Consider the following 23,885-nt stretch of genomic DNA (forward strand, 5'->3'; position numbering starts at 1 on the left):
GCCATTTTACTGCGCTGCCACCCATTTTTCCCCTTCCCCTCGTTATTTGCCCTGTCGATACCATTAGTTTGTTATGTAAATCCCACTTATGTCGCCCTATCTCTTCACATGTTGTTCTCATGTGCTTAGTATCAGTAGCATTCGCCACCATTTGAGTATGATCCATGTTTCTCTATGAACCTCGTAGCAGCGGCTCCCTCTCCACCATACAGATTTCACGTCAGCATCAGTTGGGGCTCGCCGGTGCTCGTCTGGCCGCTGAGGCGATTGCCGCCGACCTGGCGAGCAATTATCAGCTCGATATGGAGTGGAGCGAGACACATCTGCTCGAATTTAAAGGCAGCGGTGTCGAAGGCTCCCTGACGCTGGGTGAGAGCCAACTCGAACTGGAAGTCAATCTTGGACTGTTTCTGTTGCCATTACGCAGTACTCTGGAGCAGGAGATCCTCGACTATATGGCTCATCGTATTCCCTGTCCTGCCGGTTGATATTACCACCTGTCAGAACTGGCTATTGACACTGCATGGGCACTTATACAGGTGCACGACAAATCATCGTTGAGTGAAATGAGGCTTTGGCCTTCATTTTTTATTTCTATCTTCCGGCGCGTAAAGGAATTCATAAGGGCTGGATAAGAATTCAAACATTATATTTGACTGCCGAACCATAGATGCACCGTATTGGACGTAATGTTTGAAACAATTTAAGGGAACTGACATGTCGTTGTGTGAAATGATCACTTGTGTCGATACCGCATGGTTGCGGATGGACAGACCCAATAATCTGATGCAGATAGTGGGTGTACTCATGTTTGACGGGCAACTCGATGAAGGGCAGCTGCGCCACAACCTGCTGCACACCATAGCCCAGCAACCCAGATTCAGACAGCGCGCCGTGTTGGAAGGCGGTGTCTATTACTGGCGTGAAGACACCGACTTCGATCTGGATCTCCACCTCAAGCGGGTCATTCTGCCGGGGGATGCGGGCCAACATGAGCTCGAGAAACTGGTCGCAGACTTTGCCTCGACCCCCCTTAACCCCCAGCGTCCTCTCTGGGAAATTCACCTGACTGACACCTCACTCGGGGGTCAGGCACTGGTGATGCGCTTCCATCATGCCATCGGTGACGGCTTCTCGCTGATCAAGGCCATGCTGACCATGATGGATGAGACCCCAACGCCAACCCGGGAGCGTGGACTCGGGCCAGCAGATCCCCATCACGAGCAACAGAGTGACGAGGATCACCATGGCAGCCGCCTGCTTCGAATGGGTCTGAAAATGACCGGCAAGATCTGGTCGAAATACATAGAGCTGGCCACCAATCCTGCTCGCATCATCGACTATGCGAAGATCACCCGGGATGTGACCTCCGAGCTGGTGACCATCGCCACGCTACCCGACGACAGCCCAACCCGTTTCAAGGGGGAGACGGGCAGTACCAAACGCGTCGCCTGGTCAGAGCAGATCCCTCTGCCCGATGTCAAGGCCGTGGGGCGCGTACTGGGTTGCTCTGTCAACGATCTGCTTATCGCCGCCGCAACGGGAGCGTTTCGTGGCTATCTGGAGGAGAAAGGAGACGGGACCGGCGATCTCTCCGTTCGCTCTCTGGTGCCGGTCAATATGCGCGGACCCCATGACAAGGGTGAGCTGGGTAATCGCTTCGGGCTGGTGGCGCTGGATCTGCCGGTCGATCTCGATAACCCGTTGCAGCGTCTCTACAAGGTGCGCGAGCGGATGCAGGCCTTGAAATCCTCGTGCCAACCCGCGGTGGTCCTGAACCTGCTCGAGGCGATAGGCATGGCCCCCAGGACGGTTCAGCAGCAGGTGGTCGAGGTACTGTCGGCCAAGGCCTCCATGGTGATCACCAATGTCCCGGGACCGCAACAGACCCTCTATCTGGCGGGCGCCCGGCTGCGTCAACCCCTCTTCTGGGTGCCCCAGGCCGGCGATATCGGCATTGGCGTCTCCATCCTCTCCTATGACGGTAAGGTGCAGCTGGGGCTTATCACCGACAAGAAGCGGATCCCGGACCCGGAGAAGATCGTCAATCGCTTCGCCCATGAGTTCGAACAACTGCTGTTGCTGGTACTGCTGGAGCCGGCCGACCTCCTTGAGGATCCCGAGGCCATCGAACACTATCTCTGCGCTGCCCAGGCATAAAAAGAAGGGCAGGCCATTGGCCTGCCCTTGCTCTTTGGGGTGTCCCTTACTCTTCGGCCACCTCTTCCCGGGCCGCTTCCACATCGAGGCGCTCCATGGCATCGAGGGGGTCGCATTCGGCGGCTTCGGCGTAGAGTGCCTCGGCCTCTTTCAGACGACTCTTGCCATGGAGCATGGCAATGGCGTTGGCATACTCCATGCGGGCGATGGCCGAGTCGGGCATCCACTCGAGGGCCGCCTTGAAGTGGCGCTCCACTTCATCCTTCTTGGCGCCGTAGGTAAGGCCACCTATCATGGCGCCCAACTTGTCGAGGATCTCCGCATGCCAGGCACCGAAGGCGATATGTGCCTCGGCATGATCCGGCGCCAGCGCCAGTGCCTTCTCAAGGCTCGCCCGCACCTTGTCCCCGAGCCCCTGAGAGAGGGCCTTGGAAACCGAGACCACTTGGCTATAGCGCCCCAGCGCCAGGGCGTGGAAGTACCAGGCATTGGCGTTGTCAGGATCAATTTTCTGCAGACGCTCGGCCTGGGCGGCCGCCTGCTCGAAGGCCTCACGCTTGGCATACTTGTCATCGAGCAGGTAGGAGGCGTGGATCACCAGGGCCTTGTTGACCACGTTGATCCCCTCATCACCGGCCGCGAGACCCAATTCGACAGCACGACCAAAGTCACCTGCATGGTAGGCCGCCCAGGCCTGCTGTACCGTCTCGTTATCGGGCCAGGGCTCGGCATCGCCGCGGTGCAGACGCTCCCAATGCTGAGCCAGCTTGTCGCCGGAGTAGTCATAGGCCGGGAAGGGGAAGGGGATAAATTCAGCCATCTTGTTCTCCATGTTGGACATCATGTCTCTCCCTAAGAAGCGGGACGTTGCGAGGTGTAGTGCTCCGCCAGCAGTTGCAGGTGCTCGCGGGCATCGGTTCTGAGATAAGGGGCGACCAGTTGCATCACCTGGTAGACGCCGAGGGCGATATCGGCATCTCCCCTTGGATTAAGGGCGCGCTGATAGGAGATCCAGAAAGTCCCTACCAACACCAGATTACGCGACAGGGCCTCCATCTGGGCTGCCGTGGCATTGAGCAATCGAGCCTGCTCCAGATGCAGGCACAAGGCATGCGCCGTGCGCTGCTTGCGGGCCAGCAAGGCGCGAAAATGGCTCTCTACCTGCCGATGGTTGCTCATTAACGTGCTGATATCATAGTAAAAAAAACGATATCGCCAAATTGACTCAAACATCAGATGCAAAAAAAGCCAGACATCCTCCGGCTCACCGGTCGGCTGGCTCATGGCATCAAGCAGGGGTGCCATTTGTAGCTCAAACTCCCCAAGCAGTGCCAACACTATCTCTTCTTTGTTACGAAAATGGTAATAGAGGTTCCCCTGGCTTATCCCCATCTCGGCGGCAATCGCGGAGGTGGTGACAGTGGGCTCCCCCAGCAGGTTGAACTGGGCCAGGGCCGTCTCGAGAATGCGCTCCCGGGTGCGCCGTTTGGGTTTTCCCCTGACGCAGGTCTTAGCGTTGCTCGTCATTGTGTCGTTCTCTCAGGCGATGGAGCCAGTCACCCAGGGTGCGCTCGAGATCGGCGGCCGCACTGCTGGAGGGGGAGATGAGGGAGCGCTCCTCCTCAAGCAGACCAAGATCCAGCTCCAGACCATGGCGCGCGAGCTTGGGGGCAAGCTCGGAGGCCCGACGCAACAGCTCGGCACGGGTATGCTGGTAGGCATGTTCACAGAGACGGCGGCGATCCCGATAGCTGAAGACGTTGGTAAAAAACATTTCGCGATCGGCCGGTGAGGGCTCAAACAACAACACATCCGCATCGGGGTACTGGTGGCGATAGCGGTCCATCCCGACGTGCATGCGCGAGTGAATAATGGCACGAAAGGTCTGCGCCAGTACCACCGGCAATCCGCTCTCGACCAGGCTCTCTGAGCCGACCTGGTGGCAACCGGCCAACTCCGCATCGAAGGGGACCAGGGGGTTGATGCAGAACACCAGATCGGCTCCCTCCTGCAGCGCTACCGAGGCGTGCAGCGTCTTGATGAGTGCGCCATCTACGTAATAACGCCCCTCGATAAACGACGGAGGGAAGAGACCCGGCAAGGCAGCCGACGCCTGTACCGCCGCCGAGATGGGGATGTGATCCAGCCCCGGCGTTCCGAAGGCAACGGGACGGCCGGTATCGAGCTCGGTCGCGATGACAAACAGGGGACTGCGCAGGGCACGAAAATCGTTGCTTCTGCCGGGCTTGGCAAAGAAATCGGTCAGGATCCGGTCAACCCCCTGATTATCAAACAGGCCGGCCGGGATAGATTTGGCCAGGTGCTGCATCGATTCAAACAGGGTGTGCTTCCAGGGGGTCTTGACGTAATCCCACAGGGATTCGGCCAGCAGGGCGGGAAACATCGCCAGGCGCTGGGCAAACTCGCCAAAGGCGGGGCGAAGCAGGGTTGAGGGGTCAAACAGATCGCCACTGTCGTCATTGATAAGGATGCGAGCCAGTTTGTGGGGAGGGACCCCGTTGGCCAGAATGGAGGCGATCACGGCGCCCGAGCTCACTCCCACATAACCATCGAGACGCTCCAGACGCAGCCCGTGGATCGATTCGGCCAGGGCCACACTGGCACCAATTTCATAGATCCCGCCGAGGGGACCACCTCCTGCCAGCGCTATCGCAATCTTGCTCATCTCACGCCTCCCATCGCTGCTCAAATATCAACCGATGGTTCGTTCCAATAAAAACCGGCCCTGGCGAGGGGCGAGGGCCGGTCTGTGTTAACGAGAGAGAAGAGCATCAGGAGACGACTGCCTCATCCTTCCTGATCTCCTCCTTGGCGGGCTCAACGAGCTCCATCTCCACCACCAGATCCTTGGTCTCCTCTTTCACCGGAGCCTTCTTGGGCGGTGCCTTTTTCGGGGGAGCCTTGCGGGCAACCGGGGCCGGCTTGGCCTGGGGAGCGGCTTCTTCTTGCTCTTGTGCCTCGATCAACTGCTGTACGACCTCGGTCAGCTCGGCCATACGCTTGGAGAGCTTGTCGATATCCTTGCGAGTCGGGATCCCCAAGCTGGCAACGGCGCGGGCCACACGCTCCTCAAACACCTGCTCCAGGCGTCCCCAGGTACCGGAGGTCTTGTCAGCCATGGCGGCAATCTTCTGATCGGCTGCATGGCGGGTCTTGGCCTGCAGGGCTTCACCTTCCTGAACCAGAGCATCGAAGATCTTGCCACCCTCTTCGTGGGCCTTGGCATAGGCACCGAGGCCGGCCAGCCAGATCTGCTGAGTCGATTCCTTGATGGTGGAGGCGAGTTGGTTGTCGGTGACAGAGCCTGCCAACGCTTTGAGTTTCTTGGCCATGATCTTCTCCTTGAGTATCTATTTCAACAAACGTAACGGCGATCACAACATGATGATGGAATGTTGTATCTCGGCACCTTTTGCCTGCCTTTCAACACCAGTCTAGGGAGAAAAAATAGAGGGTTCTACCTAATAATGGAACCCATCAACATCATATATGTGGCATTGGTCATGTAATAAAACTGACAATTTAAAATTGATGTAAGTCATGTTATATCTAGCGCAAGTAATGTCTTACTCAGTACGCCATGGATGTTTTCGATATGGAATATTTTGTTACCGGTGGAAGCGGCTTTATCGGCCGTCGTTTGATTAAAAAATTGCTGGAGCGTGGCGAAAGCAGAGTCTATTTCCTGATGCGCGAACAGCATAGGGAGAAACTGGAAGAGCTCTATCATTTCTGGCAGGTTGACGAACATCGCGCCATTCCTGTGTTTGGGGATCTCACCGACCCTATGCTGGGCGTCTCTTCACAGCAGTTGGAAGCCATGCGGGGGCGGGTCGATCACTTCTTCCATCTGGCCGCTATTTACGATCTCAATGCCCCGGCCGATGTCCAGGTTCGCGTCAATGTGGAGGGTACCCGTCAGGCGTTGTTGCTGGCCGAGTCACTGCAGGGGTGCCGTTTTCATCACTGCAGCTCAATTGCCGCTGCGGGTTTGTTCGATGGACTGTTCCGGGAAGACATGTTCGATGAAGCAGAGCATCTGGACATGCCTTACTTCAAGACCAAGCACGACGCCGAGGGGCTGGTTCGCGATCACACTACCCTGGCCTGGCGCATCTACCGACCGGCCATCGTCGTCGGTGACTCTCGCACCGGCGAGATGGACAAGGTCGATGGCCCCTATTACTTCTTCAAGATGATCCAGAAACTGCGCCGTATGTTGCCCCCCTGGATGCCGGCTCTGGGCATAGAGGGCGGTCGCATCAACGTGGTACCTGTGGACTTCGTGGTCGACGCCATGGACTATCTGGCGCACCTGGAAGGGGAGGATGGCAAGTGCTTCCACCTGACCGATCCCAACCCCATGCGTGTCGGAGACATGCTGGCCACCTTCTCCAGGGCAGCCCATGCTCCGGAGCCGGCCATTCGCATCAACGCCAGCCTCTTTAACGTGATCCCGCGCCATCTGATGACCATGTTGATGGCCCTGACACCGGTGCGGCGTATTCGTGATGCGGCCATCGAGGATCTGGGGCTTCCCAAAGACATCTTCCGCCTCATCAGTTATCCAACCCGTTTCGACAGTCGTGAGACCCTGCGTGCCCTCAAGGGGAGTGGCATCGAGGTTCCCGCACTGCATAGCTATGCCTGGCGCCTGTGGGACTATTGGGAGCGGCATCTCGATCCGGATCTCTTTATCGACCGCACCCTGCGTGGGCGGGTAGAGGGCAAGGTGGTGCTGATCACCGGGGCTACGTCGGGGATTGGCAAGGCGACCGCCCGTCGCCTCCTCGAAGCGGGCGCCACCGTGGTGACCATAGCCCGCGATCCGGTCAAGATCGCCGAGACCCAGGCCGAGTTTGCCGAGGCGGGCTTTACCCTGCATGCCTATCAGGGGGATATCGCCAATCTGGAGGAGGCCTCAACCATCACGGCGCAGATCCTGGCCGACCACGGTCCGGTCGAGGTACTGATCAATAATGCGGGCCGCTCCATCCGTCGCGCCATCGAAGACTCTTTCGACCGCTTCCACGATCTCGAGCGGACCATGCAGCTCAACTACTTCGGTGCACTCAAGGTGATCATGGGGGTACTCCCCGATATGATTGAGCGCAAGCGCGGCCATATCATCAACATCTCCTCCATCGGGGTGTTGACCAATGCCCCCCGGTTCTCGGCCTATGTCTCCTCCAAGGCAGCCCTAGATGCCTGGGTGCGTACCGCCGCCTCCGAGTTTGCCGACAAGGGGGTCAACTTCTCCATCATCAACATGCCGCTGGTGAAGACCCCCATGGTGGCGCCCACCAAGGTCTATGACCAGGTCCCCATGCTGACGTCGGAAGAGGCTGCCGACATGGTGTGTGACACTATCATCAACAAGCATGTGCGACTGGCGACCCGGCTCGGGGTCTTCGGGCAACTGGTGCATGCGGTGGCCCCCCGGGTGGCACAGGTCATCATGAACACCAGTTTTCGCACCTTCTCGGATCCCAAGGATGGCGATCGCTCCAAGGCCAGTGCCGATCAGGCGGCCATCTCGACCCTGATCAAGGGGATCCACTTCTAACGAAAGGGAAGTGATGAGTGAGCAGAGGGCCTGAGATCAGGCCCTCTCTTTTTGTGGCTCGGAGTCGGCAAGTGATGCCTCGATAAGGGTCGTCAGCACGGGCAGATAGAGAAGGCTCAGATGGCCGACCCCGACCAGAGGCACATCCTCCAGACCCGCCATATGCTGACGGTCCTGGGGCATGACGAAGTTGTCATGGGTGGTGCGAACCGACACCCCCGTAACAGGAATAGGCATGGCGGCGAAGCGTTGCAACCAACCCGATCCGGGCTCCATCTCTCGGGCGTTGTCTCCAATCCCCAAGTTGGCGAGTTCACTCCCCTGATGGGGCGTCGCCAGGGTCACGAGGCGATCCACCTTGCCGGCGCCATGCAGCGCCAGATAGTCACGGCAGACCAGGCCCCCCATACTATGCCCAATGAGCGTCACCCGAGTGGCTCCCGTTGCAATGAGAACCGCGTCGATGCGTCGCGCCAGCTGGGGCACCATGTCGTCGATATGGCCAAAGGGAGGGGTCAGCGAGAGGGTCGCCACCACGTGCCCTCGTCTCTCGAGCCTGCGTACCAGAGGCAGCCAGATCCCCCGGTTGCAACCATAGCCGTGAACCAGCAGCAGTGGGCGTCGACACGGGGCCATCCGGTCGTGCCTCATCAAGACGGTTTCAAAGGGAATGAGCCAGTTAAAGGTGAGGATATAGGCGTAGAGCTCGAACCCTATCATCCATAGCCACCCCCTCACCCCAAGCGGCGGTGCCGGCGAGGCAAAGAAGCGGGAGAAGCCCCAGGTAGCCAGCACGACCATGACTCTCAACACCAGTTGAACCAGGAGCACAAAGAGCACGCTACCTGCCAGACCCAGACCAAAGAGCAGGTGCCCCAAGGCCCCAAACATTACCACTTCGACAAGCAGCAACAGCTGCATCTGCCGGTTCATCGTCACTGTGTTGCCTCCAGCAAGATAAGCGTCATGTCATCATCGGGCCCATTTGGATGGCGGGCATCAAACCAGGTGAGCAGTCGCTCGGCCGCCGACTCGAGCGGCAGTGGTGCCAACTCGGCCAGCACGGCGTCGAGTTCGCGCTCCACGCCGCCGCCATCGCGGGCCTCGATGAGGCCGTCTGTCATCAGCAGCAATCGCTCCCCGGGTTGCAGCTGAACCCGCCACTCCCGATACCCCCCCTGTGGCAGCAGGCCCGGCAGAGGGCCGATTTCACCTTCGGGAGCCGCCCCCGCCACCGTAATCCGCCAGGGGAGGGGATGGCCCGCACTGGCCCAGCAGCACGCTCCACCAGGCTCGAGCCTCACCATCACCCCCGTGATGAGTGCCGTCCCCAGGGTGGGATCGTCGCGCACGATGCGGGAGAGATGCTCCAGCAGCATCGCCGGGGCCTGAACCTCTTGGGAGAGGAGCAGGCCGCGCAGATAACCGGCATAGGCGTGGGCAAAAAACTTGGCCACCTCATCGTGTCCCATCACATCCCCAAGCCAGAGCAGGGAGCCACTACAGAGCAGCAGATCACCGCCTCCCCGGGAGGCGTTACGGGTTCGAAGGGCCCCATGCCACCCGATGGGAAGCGGCCCCAACTCAGGCCTCAGGGCTGCGGTATAGCGGCGATCCAGGGTATCTCCCCACTGCTGCTGCAACTGTCCGGCGCGCTTGAGTATCCTGTCTACGGTGCGCAGCAGGATCCGTTTATCCACCGGCTTGGTCAACAGATCGTCGATCCCGAGTGCACTGACCCTGCTCTGGGTCTCCTCATCCCCATGGCCGGTAAGAAAGATGAAGGGGATGACGCCGGTCGAGGCCTCTCGCATCAAACGGCGACGGAAGGTGATCCCGTCAGTGCCCTCCATCTCGATATCCGATAGCACCAGGTCGACCCGGCAACCCTCACCATCCGAGGGGTTGATGAGACCAAGCGCCACGTCGGGGGAGGAGACCGCTATCACCTGATAGTGCTCCTTCAGATAATTTTCGAGCAGTACCCGGGTCGCCCTGTCGTCGTCAATCACCAGCAGGGTCGGGCGCACCGAATCCAGCACACCTTGCCGTCTCAAGACCAGTCGATTGAGCCCGTCATGAACCTCGCTGGAGAGCTCGTCAAAGAGCGACGACAGAAGCAGCAGGCCATATCCCCCTTCGGCCACACCGGGATGATGTACGGGACCAAGGGGTGCAGGCGCCCCCCCATCATCAGCCAACTCCAGCACGAGGGCATTCCCTTGCTGACGCAACGTGAGGTGTAGTCGGGTCGCCGCCGGTCGGGTGTGGCGTACCACGTTGGTGGCCGCCTCACTGAGGCCCAGCAGCCAGCGATCCTGCTCGCGGCTCTCAAGCCCCAATTGTTCGAGACGCAGCATAAGTCCTCGGCGCAGGGCGCGAACGCCCTCCAGGGTGGCCGACTCGGAGAGTTGAAGCAGGTTCCTTTCCATCTTAGAGGGACATATTGAGCAGGGGGGTGCGACGCAGCCACCCCTCGAGACGACGCAGGGGAAGCCAGCGTCGCCAGGGAGCCAGGGCGGTGAGAAGCTGCTCTCGCAGTGTTGGCGTGTGGCGATCGTTGTAGACACATCCCAGCAACCTGGCCTCTCTGGCGCGCAGGCGACTCACTGCCGTTTCTACCTGGTGCGCCGGGGTGACACCGCACAGCACGACCATCAGGCAGGCCTCACAGAAGGCACAGATCTGCTCCGCCGGCAGGTTGCCGTGATTGACGGCATTGAGCGGGGAGGTATCGACCAGCACCACGTCATACTCCTTGAGCCAGCCACCCAGCAGCCCCTCGACGGCTTCACGGCGACGGAAGGGAAGCAAATTCTGGCTCGGAGCCGGCATCAGGGAGAGGCGCTCCTCTTGCAGCAGGGGGGAGGGGGGGGCATCCGGGGTCCAGGGTAGCGGCGCCTCGCTCAGACCATGGTGATGCAGATCGAAATCTACCAGCAGGGTACGCAATCCATCCACGGCGGCACGGCGGGCCAGTGCCCGGCACAGACTGGTGGTGCCTTCACCGCCACAGGCGGAGGTGATCGCCAGGGTACGTATCCCGCTGCTGAGGGTCGCGGCGTAGATGCGTTCAAGTTCCAGGTAGTGAACCGGTATGCCCATCACAGACTCCCTATCAACACGGCCACCGACAAGGTGGTGGCGATATCACGCATGCCATCCATGAAGATGGCCCACCCACTGCTCTTGGCATCGGGGATAAAGACCGTGTCCCCGGCACGCAGTAGCGGCAACCGGGAAAAGTCCGGCTCCCGCACAAACCCGTCGAGATCGAAACTGCGCGCCTGATCCCCCTCGGCACTGCTGGCCTGATTCACCACTATGATGTTCTTGATATAGGCAGTACTGGTAGGCCCCCCCGCCTCGGCCAACAGATCGAGCAATGTCATGGCGCTGGTGAAGCGGTAGCGGCCCGGCCTGGCGATGGCACCGAGTACGCGAACCGTCTCCTCCTTGGGCTCATCAATCCAGGGGCGATTCTTTTCGGGGATATAGATGGAGTCTCCCACCACCACCCGGGGGAGCAGCGTCTCGTCACCGGTTTCGAAATAGCGCGAGAGATCGAGGCGGGTCACCCGGGCCCGGGTTCCATCCCGATGGGCGATCCGCACGTTGCGCAGATCCGCATTGGCGGTAGGCCCGTCGGCTGCCGACAGAATGTCGAGAAACCCCATCTGATCGTTAAAGGCGTAGCGGCCGGGGGCCCCGACCTGACCAAACACATAGATAGAGCTCTGGGGCGATTGCCGTACCCACTGGGACTTGTTGTCGCTGGGGTCGGTGGGCAGTTCGGGGATCATGATGGTGTAGCCGGCCCGAACCTTTGGCAGGGCACCCAGATCGCCGCCCTGATGGAGGAAGTGGTCCAGATCAAACAGGGTCGGGTTGGCGCGGCTTCCCTGTTTTTCCAGGATCTGCACCTTGGCAATATCGGCCCGTTCGTTGGGGCCTCCCGCATGAGCCAACAGATCGAGCAGGCTCATCTCGTCTGACCATTCGTAGCGACCCGGCAGGCGCACGGCCCCGAGCACCATGACGGCGCGTCCGGGCGCGACCTTGAGCCAGGACTTCTCGTTGATGTCGGTCTTCTCGGGAATGAAGATGGCGTCGCCGGGCTGCACCTTGGGCAGGGACGCAGAGAGCCCCTCCGTGTAGCCTTGCAGGTCAAAGGCCTCGACCCGGCCGTTGCTGCGCAGCAGCCGGATCTGGCGACTCTCGGCATAACGGGTCGGCCCTCCTGCATTGGCCAGGATATCGAGAAAGGTATCGCCCTCTTTCCCCTCATAGGCCCCCGGTTTGAACACCTCTCCCATGATATAGACGGTGCGGGCCCCCCGTTTTATCTGCTCCTCGTCCTTGGGGACAAAGATGGTGGCTCCGGGGGCGAGCTCGGGTAGCAGGGCGCTGTTGCCCGAATCGAGATAGGCCTTGAGATCGAACAACCTGGGTTCGTTACCATTGATGATGCGTATACGCTCCACCCCGGCAAAGCGGGTTACCCCGCCCGCACGCATCAGGAGATCGACCACACTATTGCCACTCTTGAAGCTGAAGGCTCCGGGGTTGTTCACCTCACCAAAGACCTTGATCGCCTTGTCGGCATCCCCCGCATCCCCGCCAGCCGCCAAGGTTGCCGCATCAAAATCGATCTGGACGTTGCCGATTAAAGGGGAGGCGGGTACGAAGACCACATCCAGAGAATTCAAGGGTGGGAGCAAGGAGAGATCGCCACTATCGAGGTAACGCTTGTAATCGAAGCTCATCACCTCCTTGCCGCGGCGAACCTGCATGTTGTTGAGCTGGGCACCCGGTACCAGGCCACCGGCCGCATCGATAGCCAGTTGCACGTTGCCATCGGGGGGGAGATCGTAACTGCCTGGCTTGTGCACATAGCCCATGACGGTCACCAGCAGGCGCCGCTCGAGCAAACGGATCTTGAGATTGTCGAGGCTGCTGAAGGCCTTGCCCAGCTGGGTGCGGATTGCGCTCTCGGCCTGGGAGAGGGTCATCCCCGCCAAAGAAAGCCCCCCCACCTCGGGCAGGTTGATGCGACGCTCGCGATCGAGTGAGAAGGGTTGCGAGAAGGCCTCTTCACCGGGTAAGTCGATCTGCAGGCGATCGCCCGGCTCGAGGAGTGACTCGGCCTGACCCGGCAGGGCCAGAATGAGACAGACAATGCAGATCAGACGGCGCAGCAGGATCATCGGCGTTTCTCATCCTTGTTAGCTTGGGGGGGATCCGGCTCCCCATTCGTTAAGCTTGCGGCCACTCCAGCTACCGCAGCCAGTCTGCTCTTGCCACCACACAAGACGAGAGCGTTCCTGCTCAACCTCACTGGCCAATAGCCCCTGATGTCGCCAGGCATCGACCCAGAGTCGACTGTGCGCCTCGCGCAGCACACGCCGGCGTAGCGCCATCAGGCTTGCTTTGCCCGCTGGCAAACAGGCCTGATAACCGAGGGCGTCGAGTCGGTGCAGGGCATCATCGATAGCCATCTGGCGCTGCTCAAATGTCTGCCACGCATCACGCTCTGCCTCACCCCTGGGGTAGGCCGTTGGCCTTGACTCGGCCATGCCCCCCTCACCACCGGGGGGCCAACTGGCGCACCCTTGCAGCAACAGAGGCAAGAGCCAGAGAAGCCGCATCATGAGGCCACCCTGGTACTCTGCTGCAAATAGGCCTTCTGGCTCTCGAAACAGGGTATCACCTTGCTGATATGGAGCATCTCCAGCAGATCCCTGGGCTGCCCCGGGCCACAGATTAGGGTCAAACGATGCCCGTTCATTATCAAACGTTTATAGAGAAATACCAATGCCCCGATGCCGGAGGAGTCGATAAAATAGACCTCGCTCAAATCCGCGACCACATCCCCCTGATGGACAGAGAGCTCGTCGAGCACTCCCCTGAGCTCATTGACCGTGACCGCATCAACCTCTTTGTCCAGCACCAGCACCTGGGCCCCGTTGAGTTGATATCGCATGGTGTTCATCACCGTACCTCCCTGCCTTGGGGATCCCCCCTCGAGGGGAGCTCAGCAAGGAGCGTGCCGCCCTCAAAATCCCGTGGGTAATCGTGCTTTTCTTCCCAAAATGGCAAGCAGTGAGAGAGAGGGCGGTGCAGAATGCAATTGCATACCCTCAAACTGCACAAAAATGAGGAAAAAAGAACCATACGAGGCCGGAACGATTCTTGAATGAGCCCCAATGTCGCTCGATGACATGGAGTCCTCCTCATGAAAGTCCTAACCCTGTGCCTGACCCTGTTACTCTCCGTGCCCGCCATCGCCCTTGATGCCCCGGCCGGCAAGCCAATTCTGACCATAGAAGGCAAGATCACCCAAACCAATATGGGCAACAAGGCGCTGCTCGATGCATCCATGCTCGATGCCTTGCCCAGTGCCGACATCGTGACCCAGACCCCCTGGTATGACAAAGCACGCGCCTTCAATGGCCCCACCCTCAAATCCTTGCTGGCCATGGTGGGCGCGAAAGGAACCTCGCTTAAGATCACGGCCCTGAACGACTATTCGGTGGTGATACCGATAGAGGATGCAGACCTCTACGGGGTGATCCTGGCCCGCACCATCGATGGTAAGCCGCTCAAGATACGGGACAAGGGACCGCTTTTTATGATGTATCCCTATGATCAGGTTCCCAAGCTGCGCAGCAAGCTCTATTACGATCGCGCCATCTGGCAGATAGCCCGCATCGAGGTGGAGTAAACCATGTCTTCCCTGCAGCCCTTCCATCAGCGCACCCTGATAGGAAGCATTCTGGTCCTGATCCTGGCCATGGTAGGTATCACCCTGGTCCAGTATCACCAGCTTGGCGATCTGGAGCGCTACAGCTCCCAGGGGGAAGACAACGTGATGTGGAACTATTTCCAGCTCTATAACGAGGGGCTGCGCCTGCAATACGATATAGAGCGTAAGGGCGATGAGGAGGTGCTGCTGCGCTACGGTATCTTCGTCAGCCGCATCGACCTCATCTATCAATCCCGCGATCGTCATATCATGCAACACACAGAGGCCTACCAGGCGGCGATCCCGGCCCTGCGCCGCTTCGTTGAGGAGGCCGACCCCAATATGGAGGAGGAGACCGTCTCCCCTCAGACCCGCCGCTGGCTGGGAGAGCAGATTGCCAGGCTGCTCCCTCTGCTGCACGCCCTGACGTTGGAGATGAACAACCAGTCTTCTCTGTTTGATCAACAGCGCAAGGAGACGGTCAAGGAGCAGATCGTCATCACGGTCAGCATCGCCCTGTTCCAGTTTGGCCTGTTGACCTTCTTCGCCCTGATGGCATGGCGCCAGTTTCGCCAGGTACACAGACACCACTATGCCTTGCGCAAACTCAACGAGAAGCTGGTGCGCGCCAACCGGGAAGCCGAAGCCGGGAAACGGGCCAAGAGCACCTTTATCGCCAATATGAGCCATGAGATCCGCACTCCCATGAACGGGGTGATCGGCATGATCTCCCTGCTCGAGGATGAGCTGACCGAGCCCCGCCACGTGGGGTATATGCACACCGCCAGGGAGTCTGCTGAATACCTTCTGGCCCTGCTCAATGACATCCTCGATCTCTCCAAGCTCGAGGCAGGGAAAATCGCCCTGCACCCGGCACCCTCAAGTCTTGAACAGATGATCCAGGAGCTCGCAGAGTTGGTCAGGCCAAACTATGAGAGCAAGGGGCTCTCATTTTCGTGGCAGATCGCTCCCGACGTGCCTCACTGGATCCAGATTGATGAGCTCAGGGTTCGGCAAATCCTGCTGAACCTTATCTCCAATGCCATCAAGTTCACCGATGAGGGGGAGGTTCGGGTGTTGGTCGGGGCAGACCATCAATTGGGGGAGTGCTGGCAATATCGCATCACGGTGGCCGATACAGGGATAGGGATCACTCAACAGCAGATGTCGGCCCTGTTCCAGCGCTTCGTGCAGGCCGATCCCTCCATCACCCGCCACTATGGGGGGTCCGGGCTTGGCCTTGAGATCTCCCGCTCCCTGGCGCGTCTCATGGGGGGGGAGATCCGGGTCGAGAGCACCCCGGGGCAGGGGAGCCGCTTCACCCTCATCGTCTCGGTGCTGGAAGCCATGCCACAACCCATAACGGCACAACCTCGGCCGACTCAGCGCCGCGGGGCACGATCACAAGGCCGGGTACTGCTGGTGGACGACAATCTGACCAATCTGACGGTCTTCGGCGTCATGCTGGAGCAGGGGGGATATGAGGTCACCCGGGCCCAAAGCGGAGAGGCGGCCCTCGAATCGCTGGCTGGCGCTCCATTCGACATCGTCTTGATGGATATACAGATGCCCGGTATCGATGGCATCGAGGCCAGCCGCCGTATCAGAGCCTCGGGAGAGGCCTGGGCCAACCTGCCCATTGTGGCATTGACTGCCGATGCCATGCCCGATGCCGAGCAGCGTTATCTCTCGCTGGGCATGAATGCCTATCTGACCAAACCCCTGCGCCGGGATGCCTTGCTGCGTACCCTCTCCAGGCTGCTGTCCCATCGGCCCTTGGTCGCCGTTCATGGCCAGGTGATGGTGGTCGACGACAATCAGGTCAATCTGAGCGTGGCCAGCGCCATGCTGCATAAACTCGGCTGGGGCGTCTGTGAAGCCCACTCTGGCGAGGAGGCGTATCGGCTCTGTCGTGAACGCCACTTCGATCTGGTGCTGATGGATATCCACATGGCCGAGCTCGATGGACTCGAGACCAGCCGTCGCCTCAATACCCTGCCCGAATCGCAGAGGCCCGGCCAGATCCTGGCCCTGACCGCAGATTGCAGCCCCGATCTCCCCAAAGCCTGCCTATCGGCCGGCATGATAGGGATCCTCCCCAAGCCGGTGACTCGCCAGGCGCTCGAGCAGGCCCTCGAAAAGATCCACCCATAGTCTGCGCTCACCCGATAACACCTTCCCGTGATGCTCCTGTCACCATCCAGTCGGCGTGCCGTGCGCTGACGACCAGCCATAAAGGGGTCGACACTTCAGCGGCATAGTTATCAATGTGGCCCGATGAGGGAAGCAGGAGGCCGCACTCACACGATGCCCCTGCAGGAGAGGCCGTTTCGGGGAGTGCTAAAGCAATGAAAGCAATGAGAGCCGAAGGGGCGAAGCATGCCGCCCCCGACATTAGCGCCCCTTAAGCCCAACCATCACCATCAGGGTGAGCCAGACGATGGTCAGATCCTGTACCAGCCAGCGCCAGGGGTGGTGCAGCTGGACGATATAGGCGAGATCGAAGGCGAGCTTGCTGCGCACGCTGGCGAGATCCTCGTCATACCCCTGATTGACCTGGGCCAGGCCGGTGATCCCGGGTAATACATCGAAGGTGCGCTCGATAAAGAAGGGGATGGCCCCCTCCAGGCGATTGGCGATGCCGGGGCGCTCGGGGCGGGGTCCTATCAGCGACATCTCCCCGCGCAAGACATTGATCAGCTGCGGCAGCTCATCGAGGCGGCTGCGGCGCAGGAAACGGCCCACACGGGTAATACGGGGGTCTTCCTTTTGGCACCACACAGGGCCACTCTGCTGCTCGGCATCGCTTCGCATGGTGCGAAATTTCAGCATATAGAAGAGGGTACTGCGATCGGGAAGGGCGGCACCAATACGCATCTGGCGAAAGATGACCGGCCCCGGGGAGTCGAGCCGCACGGCCAGGGCGATCAGGGGCCAAAGCGGAGCCGAGATCGCCAGGGCGGTGGCCGCACCGGCCACGTCCATTCCCCGCTTGATGCGGCGGGTCAACAAAGAGAGGCTTGTCTTCATGATGGTGACTCCGTCTTCTTCCACTTAAGGGGGCGATGCAGCAGATAGCGAACCGCACCGAGCCCGTTGTACCAGTGACCCAATACCAGATAGTGCAGGCTTGCCCATTTCCCCGGCAGGGGCACCCGTGTCCAATGCAGCAGGGCCACAGTGCCGTAACCGAGGGTCTGTAGCAGTGCCAGCACCAGATAGAGGGGGTGATCCTGCGCCAGCACCAGACTCGCCCCCCAGATCAAGAGCAGACACCAGGGCATCAACACCCTGAGCCCCTTGCCGCTGGCGAAGTTGAGTGCGGTCCAGCCATGGCGGGGGTGAAGCAGGGGGAGCAAGCGCAGCAATTGCTGCACGTTGCCGGCCCCGATCCGCTGACGGCGGCTGGCCTCAAGCTCGGGGTTTGAGATCTCCAGCTCCAGGGCTGGCACCCGTCGCTCATAACGGGCGTGATACCCCTTGAGGAGCGCCAGGCAGGGGAGCATAAAATCGTCGTTGATGGTATCGGCAGGGAGGAGCGTAACGGCCGCGCGACGCAGCATATAGCAGGCCCCATGGGCCCCCAGCATCTCCCCGCGGCTCGCTTCGGCATGCTTGATGTTGCTCTGATAGCGCCAGTACTGCTCCTCGCCGACCGAGCCTACCTGCCAGAAGCGGTAACCCCCACCCACCACGCCGACATGGCGATCCCGGAAATGCGCCACCATCAGCAGCAGCGCATCGGCCGGCAACAGGGCCGAGAGGTCGGTCAGGCAGATGAGCTCGCTGTCACACCGGGTCAACGCCTCGTTAAGCACGGCGACCTTGCCCCGATTGTGTTCATGCACCCACAGGGTGACCGCTAATTCGGCAAACTCGGGGCGCGCCAACAGGGTTCGGGTGATAGCAACACTCTCATCGCTACAGCCATCGAAATGGAGCATCACCTTGAGCCGGCCGGGGGGATAGTCGAGGCAGATGAGGTTGTAGAGCTTGGCTTCCATCAAAGGAGCCTCGTTATAGACCGGCATGACCAGCGTCACCGTCGGCAAGGCCTCATCCCCTCCACGGTTGCGATAGCCCCGAGCACGCGGCTCGGGCAGGGGCAGCGGCGCGCGTCCCTCCCAGCGCAGCAGCAGGGGATAACCCAGATGGTGATAGACAACCAGCAAGGCGGCTATCCACAGGCTCCACGTCAGCAGTGTGTTCATCGTCTCTTCTCCTCGTCTGGAAAATAGGAGTGGCCATAGGCAGTTACCATGGCCTGCTCGCAGCCGTGACGCTTTACGAAGTGGCGGGGACAGCCCCCCTTCGGATGTCGCAAGGCGTCAAGCAGGGAGTGGGCCAGCGCCGCGTCACTGCGCTCCTTGAGCAACGTGCCGGTCTCGGGGCACACCGCCTCGCCACAGCCTCCCACCGCGAAGGCGATCACCGGGGTATTGCAGGATTGGGCCTCGAGAAGGGTCAGCGGGAGTCCTTCTGACTTAGAGGGGAGCACCATCAGATCGAGCGCCTGATAGAAGTGGGGCATCTGCTCCACCTGACCGAGAAAATGGACCCGATGGGACAATCCCAGCTGCGAGGCTTGATCGCGCAATGCATTTTGCAACGATCCATCCCCGGCCAGCGCAAGATGCACCTCATCGGGCAGCCGGGTCAGGGCGCGCAATAGCAGGGCGTGATCCTTGACGGGCTCCAGCCGTGCGGCGCAGCCGAGCAATGGGCCGTGCGGGGGCAGGGCCAGGCGCTGGCGCGCCTCTTGCCGATCTCCCGGAGTGAAATGGGTCGTATCGATACCATTGCGGATCACGGTTGGGCGAGCCCAGGGGAACCAGCGGAGCAAGCCGTCGGCCACTTCACTCGCATCGGCCACCAGCGCGGGTCTGAGCAGCCGCAAGGCACTGCCGGCCAGGGAGCGGGCCTGCGGGCTCTCGAGATACCAGGCATCGTGTTCGGTGTGCACCAGACGGCAGCCCGCCAGCCTGGCGGCGACGCCTCCGTAGAGCAGAGGGCCAAGGTGATGGGTGTGAACCACGGCAATACGGGCCCGGCGCAGCAATCGCGCCAGTTGCCAGCAGAGGGTGAGGCTCACCCCCTGTCCCTTGTCGATAAAGTGAAGGGGACCGGCTCCATGTCGCAGGCGACCCCAGTGATCGCAGCTACTGCGCTCGCTTCCCTCAAGGGCAATAACATGAGTGGGCCAGGGGCTGGCCTGCTGCAGGTTGAGCACCATGGTCTCGAGCCCCCCGGGGGCCAGGTGTTGCACTATCTGGGCGACAGCCCCTCTCTGATGACCCATCTCGCCGCCTCCTCTGATCCCTGTGTCATCGGGTACAGCGAAACTCATGCCAGCTTGTTAGGCCTCAATCTTGCTTGGCCTTGACCGGGAGAACGGGAAGAGGAAGAGAACCGATGGATCAGAGCTGGAGCCAGCGCCTCTATCTGCTGCTTTGCGCCGCCTGGCGCCAACGCTGGCGGATCATCATTCCCGTGCTCATCTTCCCCTGGGTGGGGCTTGCCGTTGGCCTCTTCTCACCCAAGGTCTACGAGAGTCGAACCACCTTTCTGCTGCCCCAGGAACTCTCCCAGATGCCAAGCCTGCGCGATCTGATGCTCAGTGACTCGAGTCTCAAGGATCGCTTTCAGGTACTAGAGGCCCTGCTTCGCAGCCGCTTCGTGATGGACGGGGTGGCGAAAGAGAGCGGTCTCATCAGTGACGAGACCCCCCCCAAGGCCCGGGATGCCATCGTCGAGGGGCTCTCGGCCTCGGTCTCGCTCTCCCTCATCGGCAACGAGGTGCTCGAACTTACCATCAAGTCAGACTCGCCCAAGCAGAGCGCCGAGCTGCTCGAGGCCATCTCTCGCCGCTTTCTCTACAACATCATCAGCCGCGACAAGCAGTCGGCGGAGACCTCAGAGCGTTTCTTGCAAAGCCAGCTGAGCGAGCGCAGCCAATCCCTGCAAGAGGCAGAGCAGGCGCTGGCTCGCTACCGTGCCGAGCACTCCGCCTCCTTGCCCGAGCAACAATCCCTCAATGCGGCGCGCCGTTACGATCTGCAAAGCCGCCGCAGTGAGAAGAGCACCGCCCTGGAAGTGGCTCGCGAGGCCCTGGCCCAGACGGCGAACAGCCGCAGCGATGCGATGCGGCTGCTCGATGAGAACATCGCCAGACTCGAGAGTGAACTGATGCTGCTTCGCAGCCGTTATACGGACCAGCACAGTGAGGTGCAGGCCTTGAACTACCGACTCGGGCGCCTCAAAGAGGAGCGCCAGAGAGCCCCCGATCCGGCCACCCTGCAAGAGAGCGATGGCTGGCGCCTGGCCAAGGCCCGAGTCGATGCCCTGGCCCAGGAGTTGGCCGGGTTCGATCAGCAGATCGCCGCCATGGATAGCGCCATCGCCCAGGAGGGGGAGGTGGCACAAACCGTCGCCAGGATGGAGCGCGAGGTCACGGTACGCCGCGAGCTCTATCAGGATCTCTCCATTCGCCTTGAGAAGAGCCGTCTCTCCGGAGCCCTGGGCGGGTTTGAACAGGGGGACAGGGTCAAGGTGATCGACAAACCCTATGCGGGGGGAACCCCGGTCAACAAACCCCTCTGGCTCTTCCTGCTGGCGGGAATCGTCGGCGGCATCGGCATCGGTCTCTCCTTGGCCATCGCCTGCGAACTTCTCGACACCAGTTTGCGCCGCACCGACCAACTGGCACGTCTGACCGGCGTCCCCGTGCTCGGCCGAATTCCCGCCATTACGCCTGAGCGCTGGCTACAGGAGTAGCCCGGACAGGGGGAAAAGGTGAGGGGACTTTCGCCCCCTCCTGAGTACACCCTTCAGCCAATCGCCATGGCTGCCGTCGGTGTGACACGCACCCGCCAGCGCCAGGCCATCAGCAGTGGCAGCCCCAACAACAGCTGAGCCGGCAGGGGAAGATCCTCGATAGGGGCCGCCAACGCCCCTTCCGGAATCACCCCCCCCTGGATCTCGGCCGAGAGCTTGCGCTCCAGTGCCGTACCAAAGTCGGCGAAGGTGGTGGCATTCATCACGAACGCATCCTGCCCCCCGGCGATATTGTCCAGGTACCACTGCTGCAGCTCGCCCGGGGCATAGTCCTGCCCGATGGCGATACCGTTGATGGTGTCGATCCCCGAGGCCAGCAGCTGATCCCGTACCGTGGCGGTATCCAGCCCCGCATTGGCCATGCCATCCCCCGACACGTCCATCACCTGGCGAGCCGAGGTGAAGTCATTGGTGTCGAACTGGAGGCCGCCAAAGGCCATCGCCGAGCCTGGTGCCGTCATCCCCGAATAGGGGCGTACCAGGGCATCCAGGGTGGCGGCAAACTCGTTGATCGAGGTCATGTCATAGAGGTGGAACCAGTCGGTCATCACCGACTGCTGGGTTGCACCGCTCCACATGATCAACTGAACGGCGATCGAGCCGCTCTTTCCGTCGCTGGTGTCCAGGATGGAGTTTTGTACATCGCTGCTGTAAAAGGCATCCACATACCCCTGCAACTGCAAGTTAAACTCGCTGGCCGAGACGCTGCCCGAGACATCCATCAAGAGCTGTAGCTCTGTATCCACATAGGTCAGGGCCTGTGCATGCAAGGGCGACAACAAGACCCCGCACAACAGACCGATCCGTTTATAGCGCATATCACCTCCTCCCTGGCCATGATTGGCGTGGGTGACAATGGATAAATCGTGCCAACGGCGCGTTTCTTGCTACCGCCTCTTCAATGACCACAAAGGAGGCCCTATGGCGGCGAGTCGTACGGTTCACAGCTGGCGCTGGGCCCCCTGGTGGCTGCTCCTTTGCCTCATCGCCCAGTGGCTCAGCGCCTGGGTGAACTACCACAACGTCAGCCTGTTGATTGTGCTCTTGCTGCTCATGTGGTTCGCGATTGCGTTGCAAAGTGCACCCGGTCTTTGCGTTTCGCCGATGGTGATCACGCTTGTCACCCCCTTGCTGCTTGTCCCGAGTGCATCCCTGCGCGCCATCGCCACCCTGCTGCTACTGGCAAGCCTGACCCCCAAGGCTGACAAGCGGGAGCGAGCCATGCTCTCCATTGTCCTGGCCTTTACTCTGGCGGTACTGTGGGGGCATCAACTATTCGGGCTGTTCTCGGGCTGGCTGCTCAATCTGGATGCCAGAGGGGTGGGGCTGTGGCTGGAGCTGCTGGGGGCGTCTCCCGATATAGAGGGCAACCGGGTGGCCCGCGTCGGTGGCCATAGCCTGGTGGTGCTCAAGGGGTGCTCCTCGTTCGCCCAGCTCTATCTCGTCGTCATCGCCTGGCTGGTCGCGGCCCTCTGGTATGGCCATCGAACGCGAGGAGCCGAGCTGGTTCGGTTGCTGCTTTGCCTGCTCATCGCCATCGGCGCCAACCAGCTTCGTCTGCTGCTGATGAGCCTGGATCTGCAGTGGTATCGTCTGCTCCACACCGGAAGTGTGGCCCAGCTCTACCAATGGCTGGTGATGATGGGAGTCCTGCTGCTGCTGTTTCTCCCCCCCAGGCAAGGCACTCCCCCATGATCCCCCTGCGCCAACTTGCGGGCTATCTGCTGCTGGGAGTGCTTCTGGTGGGGCAGGGGGCAAGCCTCTGGTGGCGTCAGCAGCGCCCGGCCCCGGAGCCGGCTCACCGCCTTGTCATGGCCGAGCTGGCGACCCTCGGCTGGATCCCTTATCGGGCCGAGCCGCTGCTGGGTGGCAGTTACGCCCGCTGGATCTTCCGTCACCCCCGCTGTGACCAGCTGCTGAGCGTGCTGCCCATCGAGCCGGATCGGGAGGCGATGGGGCTCTCGCTGGGGCAACCCGGGGAGTGGCAGGGGGTGCGCTTCGCGGGTCGCAACGTCGAAGCGCTCCCTCTTCTCACCTATCGACTCATTCAGGGGTGGCGCGGATGGTGGGGGCTGGCCCGCGAGCCGCTCTATCGCGTCAGCCTGGCTCACCACTGCCTGAGACTGCTCAGTGACGCGATACCACCTGCAGGGCATTGACCGGCAGTGACGGATCGTAGCGCAGCTCCAGCGTCACGGCGCGTGGCGCCAGCAGCCTGGCCAGCTGGCTCAGTCGGTTGCTGGCGAGCCTTGCATCGGCCAGGGGATCCCCCTGATCGGCCGGCCCGGCACTCAGGGTCAAACTGACCGGATCCCGCTCGGCGATGTAGCGGTGCAGGGTCTGCTCCTGCTCCGGATTGAGGGCCAGATCGCTCTGGCGATATTCCAGGGTCAACGGTGTGGCGCTCTGCTGCTGACCGCGCAGCTGCTGGATCATCTGCAGCGTGGCGGCCGGGTCGGACTGGGGCTTGGCGCTGCAACCGGCCAACAGGCAAACGGCCAGCACGAACAGAGGGCGTGTCATAGGATTCTCCGGCGCGGTATCTTTCCCGATTCAATC

General features: G+C 60.9%; 23 protein-coding genes. 8 read left to right on the top strand and 15 right to left on the bottom strand.

From position 1 onward, the window contains the following. Positions 1-164 precede the first annotated feature (164 nt). A complete protein-coding gene (locus tag AB5Y48_RS00845) occupies positions 165-488 on the top strand; it encodes a polyhydroxyalkanoic acid system family protein (RefSeq protein ID WP_368163452.1) in 324 nt (107 codons plus the stop codon). Between the two features lie 229 nt (positions 489-717). After that, on the top strand, positions 718-2,160 hold the full coding sequence (locus tag AB5Y48_RS00850; protein WP_368163454.1) for a wax ester/triacylglycerol synthase family O-acyltransferase: 1,443 nt from the start codon (positions 718-720) through the stop codon (positions 2,158-2,160). A gap of 46 nt (positions 2,161-2,206) precedes the next feature. On the opposite strand, the gene AB5Y48_RS00855 is transcribed toward AB5Y48_RS00850, so the two are convergent. From AB5Y48_RS00855 to AB5Y48_RS00870, 4 genes are all read right to left on the bottom strand, one after another. Continuing rightward, positions 2,207-3,001, bottom strand: coding sequence for a hypothetical protein (locus tag AB5Y48_RS00855; protein ID WP_082177862.1), 795 nt, complete (start codon positions 2,999-3,001; stop codon positions 2,207-2,209). Between the two features lie 11 nt (positions 3,002-3,012). Next, complete coding sequence (locus tag AB5Y48_RS00860) at positions 3,013-3,687, bottom strand: TetR/AcrR family transcriptional regulator (RefSeq protein ID WP_136613519.1); 675 nt, start codon at positions 3,685-3,687, stop codon at positions 3,013-3,015. Then, positions 3,671-4,846, bottom strand: coding sequence for a patatin-like phospholipase family protein (locus tag AB5Y48_RS00865; RefSeq protein WP_368163455.1), 1,176 nt, complete (start codon positions 4,844-4,846; stop codon positions 3,671-3,673). The genes AB5Y48_RS00860 and AB5Y48_RS00865 overlap by 17 nt, the downstream gene beginning before the upstream one ends. 106 nt (positions 4,847-4,952) lie before the next feature. Next, the gene (locus tag AB5Y48_RS00870) at positions 4,953-5,513 is read right to left on the bottom strand and encodes a phasin family protein (RefSeq protein ID WP_368163456.1); all 561 of its coding nucleotides are present in this window, start codon (positions 5,511-5,513) and stop codon (positions 4,953-4,955) included. 263 nt (positions 5,514-5,776) lie between these two features. On the opposite strand from AB5Y48_RS00870, the gene AB5Y48_RS00875 reads away from it, so the two are divergent. Further along, complete coding sequence (locus AB5Y48_RS00875; protein WP_060586134.1) at positions 5,777-7,747, top strand: SDR family oxidoreductase; 1,971 nt, start codon at positions 5,777-5,779, stop codon at positions 7,745-7,747. A 36-nt stretch (positions 7,748-7,783) separates the two neighbouring features. On the opposite strand, the gene AB5Y48_RS00880 is transcribed toward AB5Y48_RS00875, so the two are convergent. From AB5Y48_RS00880 to AB5Y48_RS00905, 6 genes are read right to left on the bottom strand one after another with little or no spacing between them, the layout of a single operon-like run. Continuing rightward, positions 7,784-8,686, bottom strand: coding sequence for a triacylglycerol lipase (locus tag AB5Y48_RS00880; RefSeq protein ID WP_050664871.1), 903 nt, complete (start codon positions 8,684-8,686; stop codon positions 7,784-7,786). After that, entirely contained in the window at positions 8,683-10,179 is a 1,497-nt protein-coding gene (locus AB5Y48_RS00885) for a SpoIIE family protein phosphatase (RefSeq protein WP_368163458.1), read from the bottom strand. Before AB5Y48_RS00885 ends, AB5Y48_RS00880 begins: the two co-directional genes overlap by 4 nt. A gap of 1 nt (position 10,180) precedes the next feature. Then, positions 10,181-10,852 (bottom strand): CpsD/CapB family tyrosine-protein kinase, encoded by a 672-nt coding sequence (locus AB5Y48_RS00890; protein ID WP_224160077.1) that lies wholly within the window; start codon positions 10,850-10,852, stop codon positions 10,181-10,183. Further along, the gene (locus AB5Y48_RS00895; RefSeq protein ID WP_368163460.1) at positions 10,852-12,954 is read right to left on the bottom strand and encodes an SLBB domain-containing protein; all 2,103 of its coding nucleotides are present in this window, start codon (positions 12,952-12,954) and stop codon (positions 10,852-10,854) included. Before AB5Y48_RS00895 ends, AB5Y48_RS00890 begins: the two co-directional genes overlap by 1 nt. 18 nt (positions 12,955-12,972) lie before the next feature. After that, on the bottom strand, positions 12,973-13,398 hold the full coding sequence (locus tag AB5Y48_RS00900) for a hypothetical protein (protein ID WP_368163462.1): 426 nt from the start codon (positions 13,396-13,398) through the stop codon (positions 12,973-12,975). Further along, on the bottom strand, positions 13,395-13,739 hold the full coding sequence (locus tag AB5Y48_RS00905; protein WP_368163464.1) for an STAS domain-containing protein: 345 nt from the start codon (positions 13,737-13,739) through the stop codon (positions 13,395-13,397). The genes AB5Y48_RS00900 and AB5Y48_RS00905 overlap by 4 nt, the downstream gene beginning before the upstream one ends. A 243-nt stretch (positions 13,740-13,982) precedes the next feature. Between AB5Y48_RS00905 and AB5Y48_RS00910 the strand changes: the two genes are divergently transcribed. Next, complete coding sequence (locus tag AB5Y48_RS00910; RefSeq protein ID WP_368163465.1) at positions 13,983-14,471, top strand: molybdopterin-binding protein; 489 nt, start codon at positions 13,983-13,985, stop codon at positions 14,469-14,471. A 3-nt stretch (positions 14,472-14,474) separates the two neighbouring features. Then, entirely contained in the window at positions 14,475-16,646 is a 2,172-nt protein-coding gene (locus tag AB5Y48_RS00915; RefSeq protein ID WP_368163466.1) for a response regulator, read from the top strand. Positions 16,647-16,886: 240 nt separating this feature from the next. On the opposite strand, the gene AB5Y48_RS00920 is transcribed toward AB5Y48_RS00915, so the two are convergent. From AB5Y48_RS00920 to AB5Y48_RS00930, 3 genes are read right to left on the bottom strand one after another with little or no spacing between them, the layout of a single operon-like run. Then, positions 16,887-17,522 carry a sugar transferase gene (locus tag AB5Y48_RS00920; protein ID WP_050664875.1) on the bottom strand — a complete coding sequence of 212 codons (636 nt, stop codon included), beginning with the start codon at positions 17,520-17,522 and terminating at the stop codon, positions 16,887-16,889. Further along, positions 17,519-18,703 carry a glycosyltransferase gene (locus tag AB5Y48_RS00925; RefSeq protein ID WP_224160082.1) on the bottom strand — a complete coding sequence of 395 codons (1,185 nt, stop codon included), beginning with the start codon at positions 18,701-18,703 and terminating at the stop codon, positions 17,519-17,521. The genes AB5Y48_RS00920 and AB5Y48_RS00925 overlap by 4 nt, the downstream gene beginning before the upstream one ends. Beyond that, entirely contained in the window at positions 18,700-19,791 is a 1,092-nt protein-coding gene (locus AB5Y48_RS00930) for a glycosyltransferase (protein WP_224162429.1), read from the bottom strand. The genes AB5Y48_RS00925 and AB5Y48_RS00930 overlap by 4 nt, the downstream gene beginning before the upstream one ends. 113 nt (positions 19,792-19,904) lie before the next feature. On the opposite strand from AB5Y48_RS00930, the gene AB5Y48_RS00935 reads away from it, so the two are divergent. Further along, positions 19,905-21,266 (top strand): Wzz/FepE/Etk N-terminal domain-containing protein, encoded by a 1,362-nt coding sequence (locus AB5Y48_RS00935; RefSeq protein ID WP_050664877.1) that lies wholly within the window; start codon positions 19,905-19,907, stop codon positions 21,264-21,266. Positions 21,267-21,319: 53 nt separating this feature from the next. Here AB5Y48_RS00935 and AB5Y48_RS00940 read toward each other — a convergent pair whose 3' ends face one another. Continuing rightward, positions 21,320-22,144, bottom strand: coding sequence for a DUF1194 domain-containing protein (locus AB5Y48_RS00940; protein WP_368163468.1), 825 nt, complete (start codon positions 22,142-22,144; stop codon positions 21,320-21,322). Between the two features lie 103 nt (positions 22,145-22,247). On the opposite strand from AB5Y48_RS00940, the gene AB5Y48_RS00945 reads away from it, so the two are divergent. Next, entirely contained in the window at positions 22,248-23,021 is a 774-nt protein-coding gene (locus tag AB5Y48_RS00945) for an archaeosortase/exosortase family protein (protein ID WP_368163470.1), read from the top strand. Continuing rightward, positions 23,018-23,485: a hypothetical protein gene (locus AB5Y48_RS00950; RefSeq protein WP_368163471.1), complete on the top strand. Its 468-nt coding sequence runs from the start codon at positions 23,018-23,020 to the stop codon at positions 23,483-23,485. The genes AB5Y48_RS00945 and AB5Y48_RS00950 overlap by 4 nt, the downstream gene beginning before the upstream one ends. Here the strand turns inward: AB5Y48_RS00950 and AB5Y48_RS00955 are convergent. Continuing rightward, entirely contained in the window at positions 23,454-23,849 is a 396-nt protein-coding gene (locus tag AB5Y48_RS00955) for a hypothetical protein (RefSeq protein ID WP_368163472.1), read from the bottom strand. The genes AB5Y48_RS00950 and AB5Y48_RS00955 overlap by 32 nt on opposite strands. Positions 23,850-23,885 lie beyond the last annotated feature (36 nt).

Source organism: Aeromonas sp. R6-2 (assembly GCF_040908155.1).
GTDB lineage: Bacteria > Pseudomonadota > Gammaproteobacteria > Enterobacterales > Aeromonadaceae > Aeromonas > Aeromonas schubertii.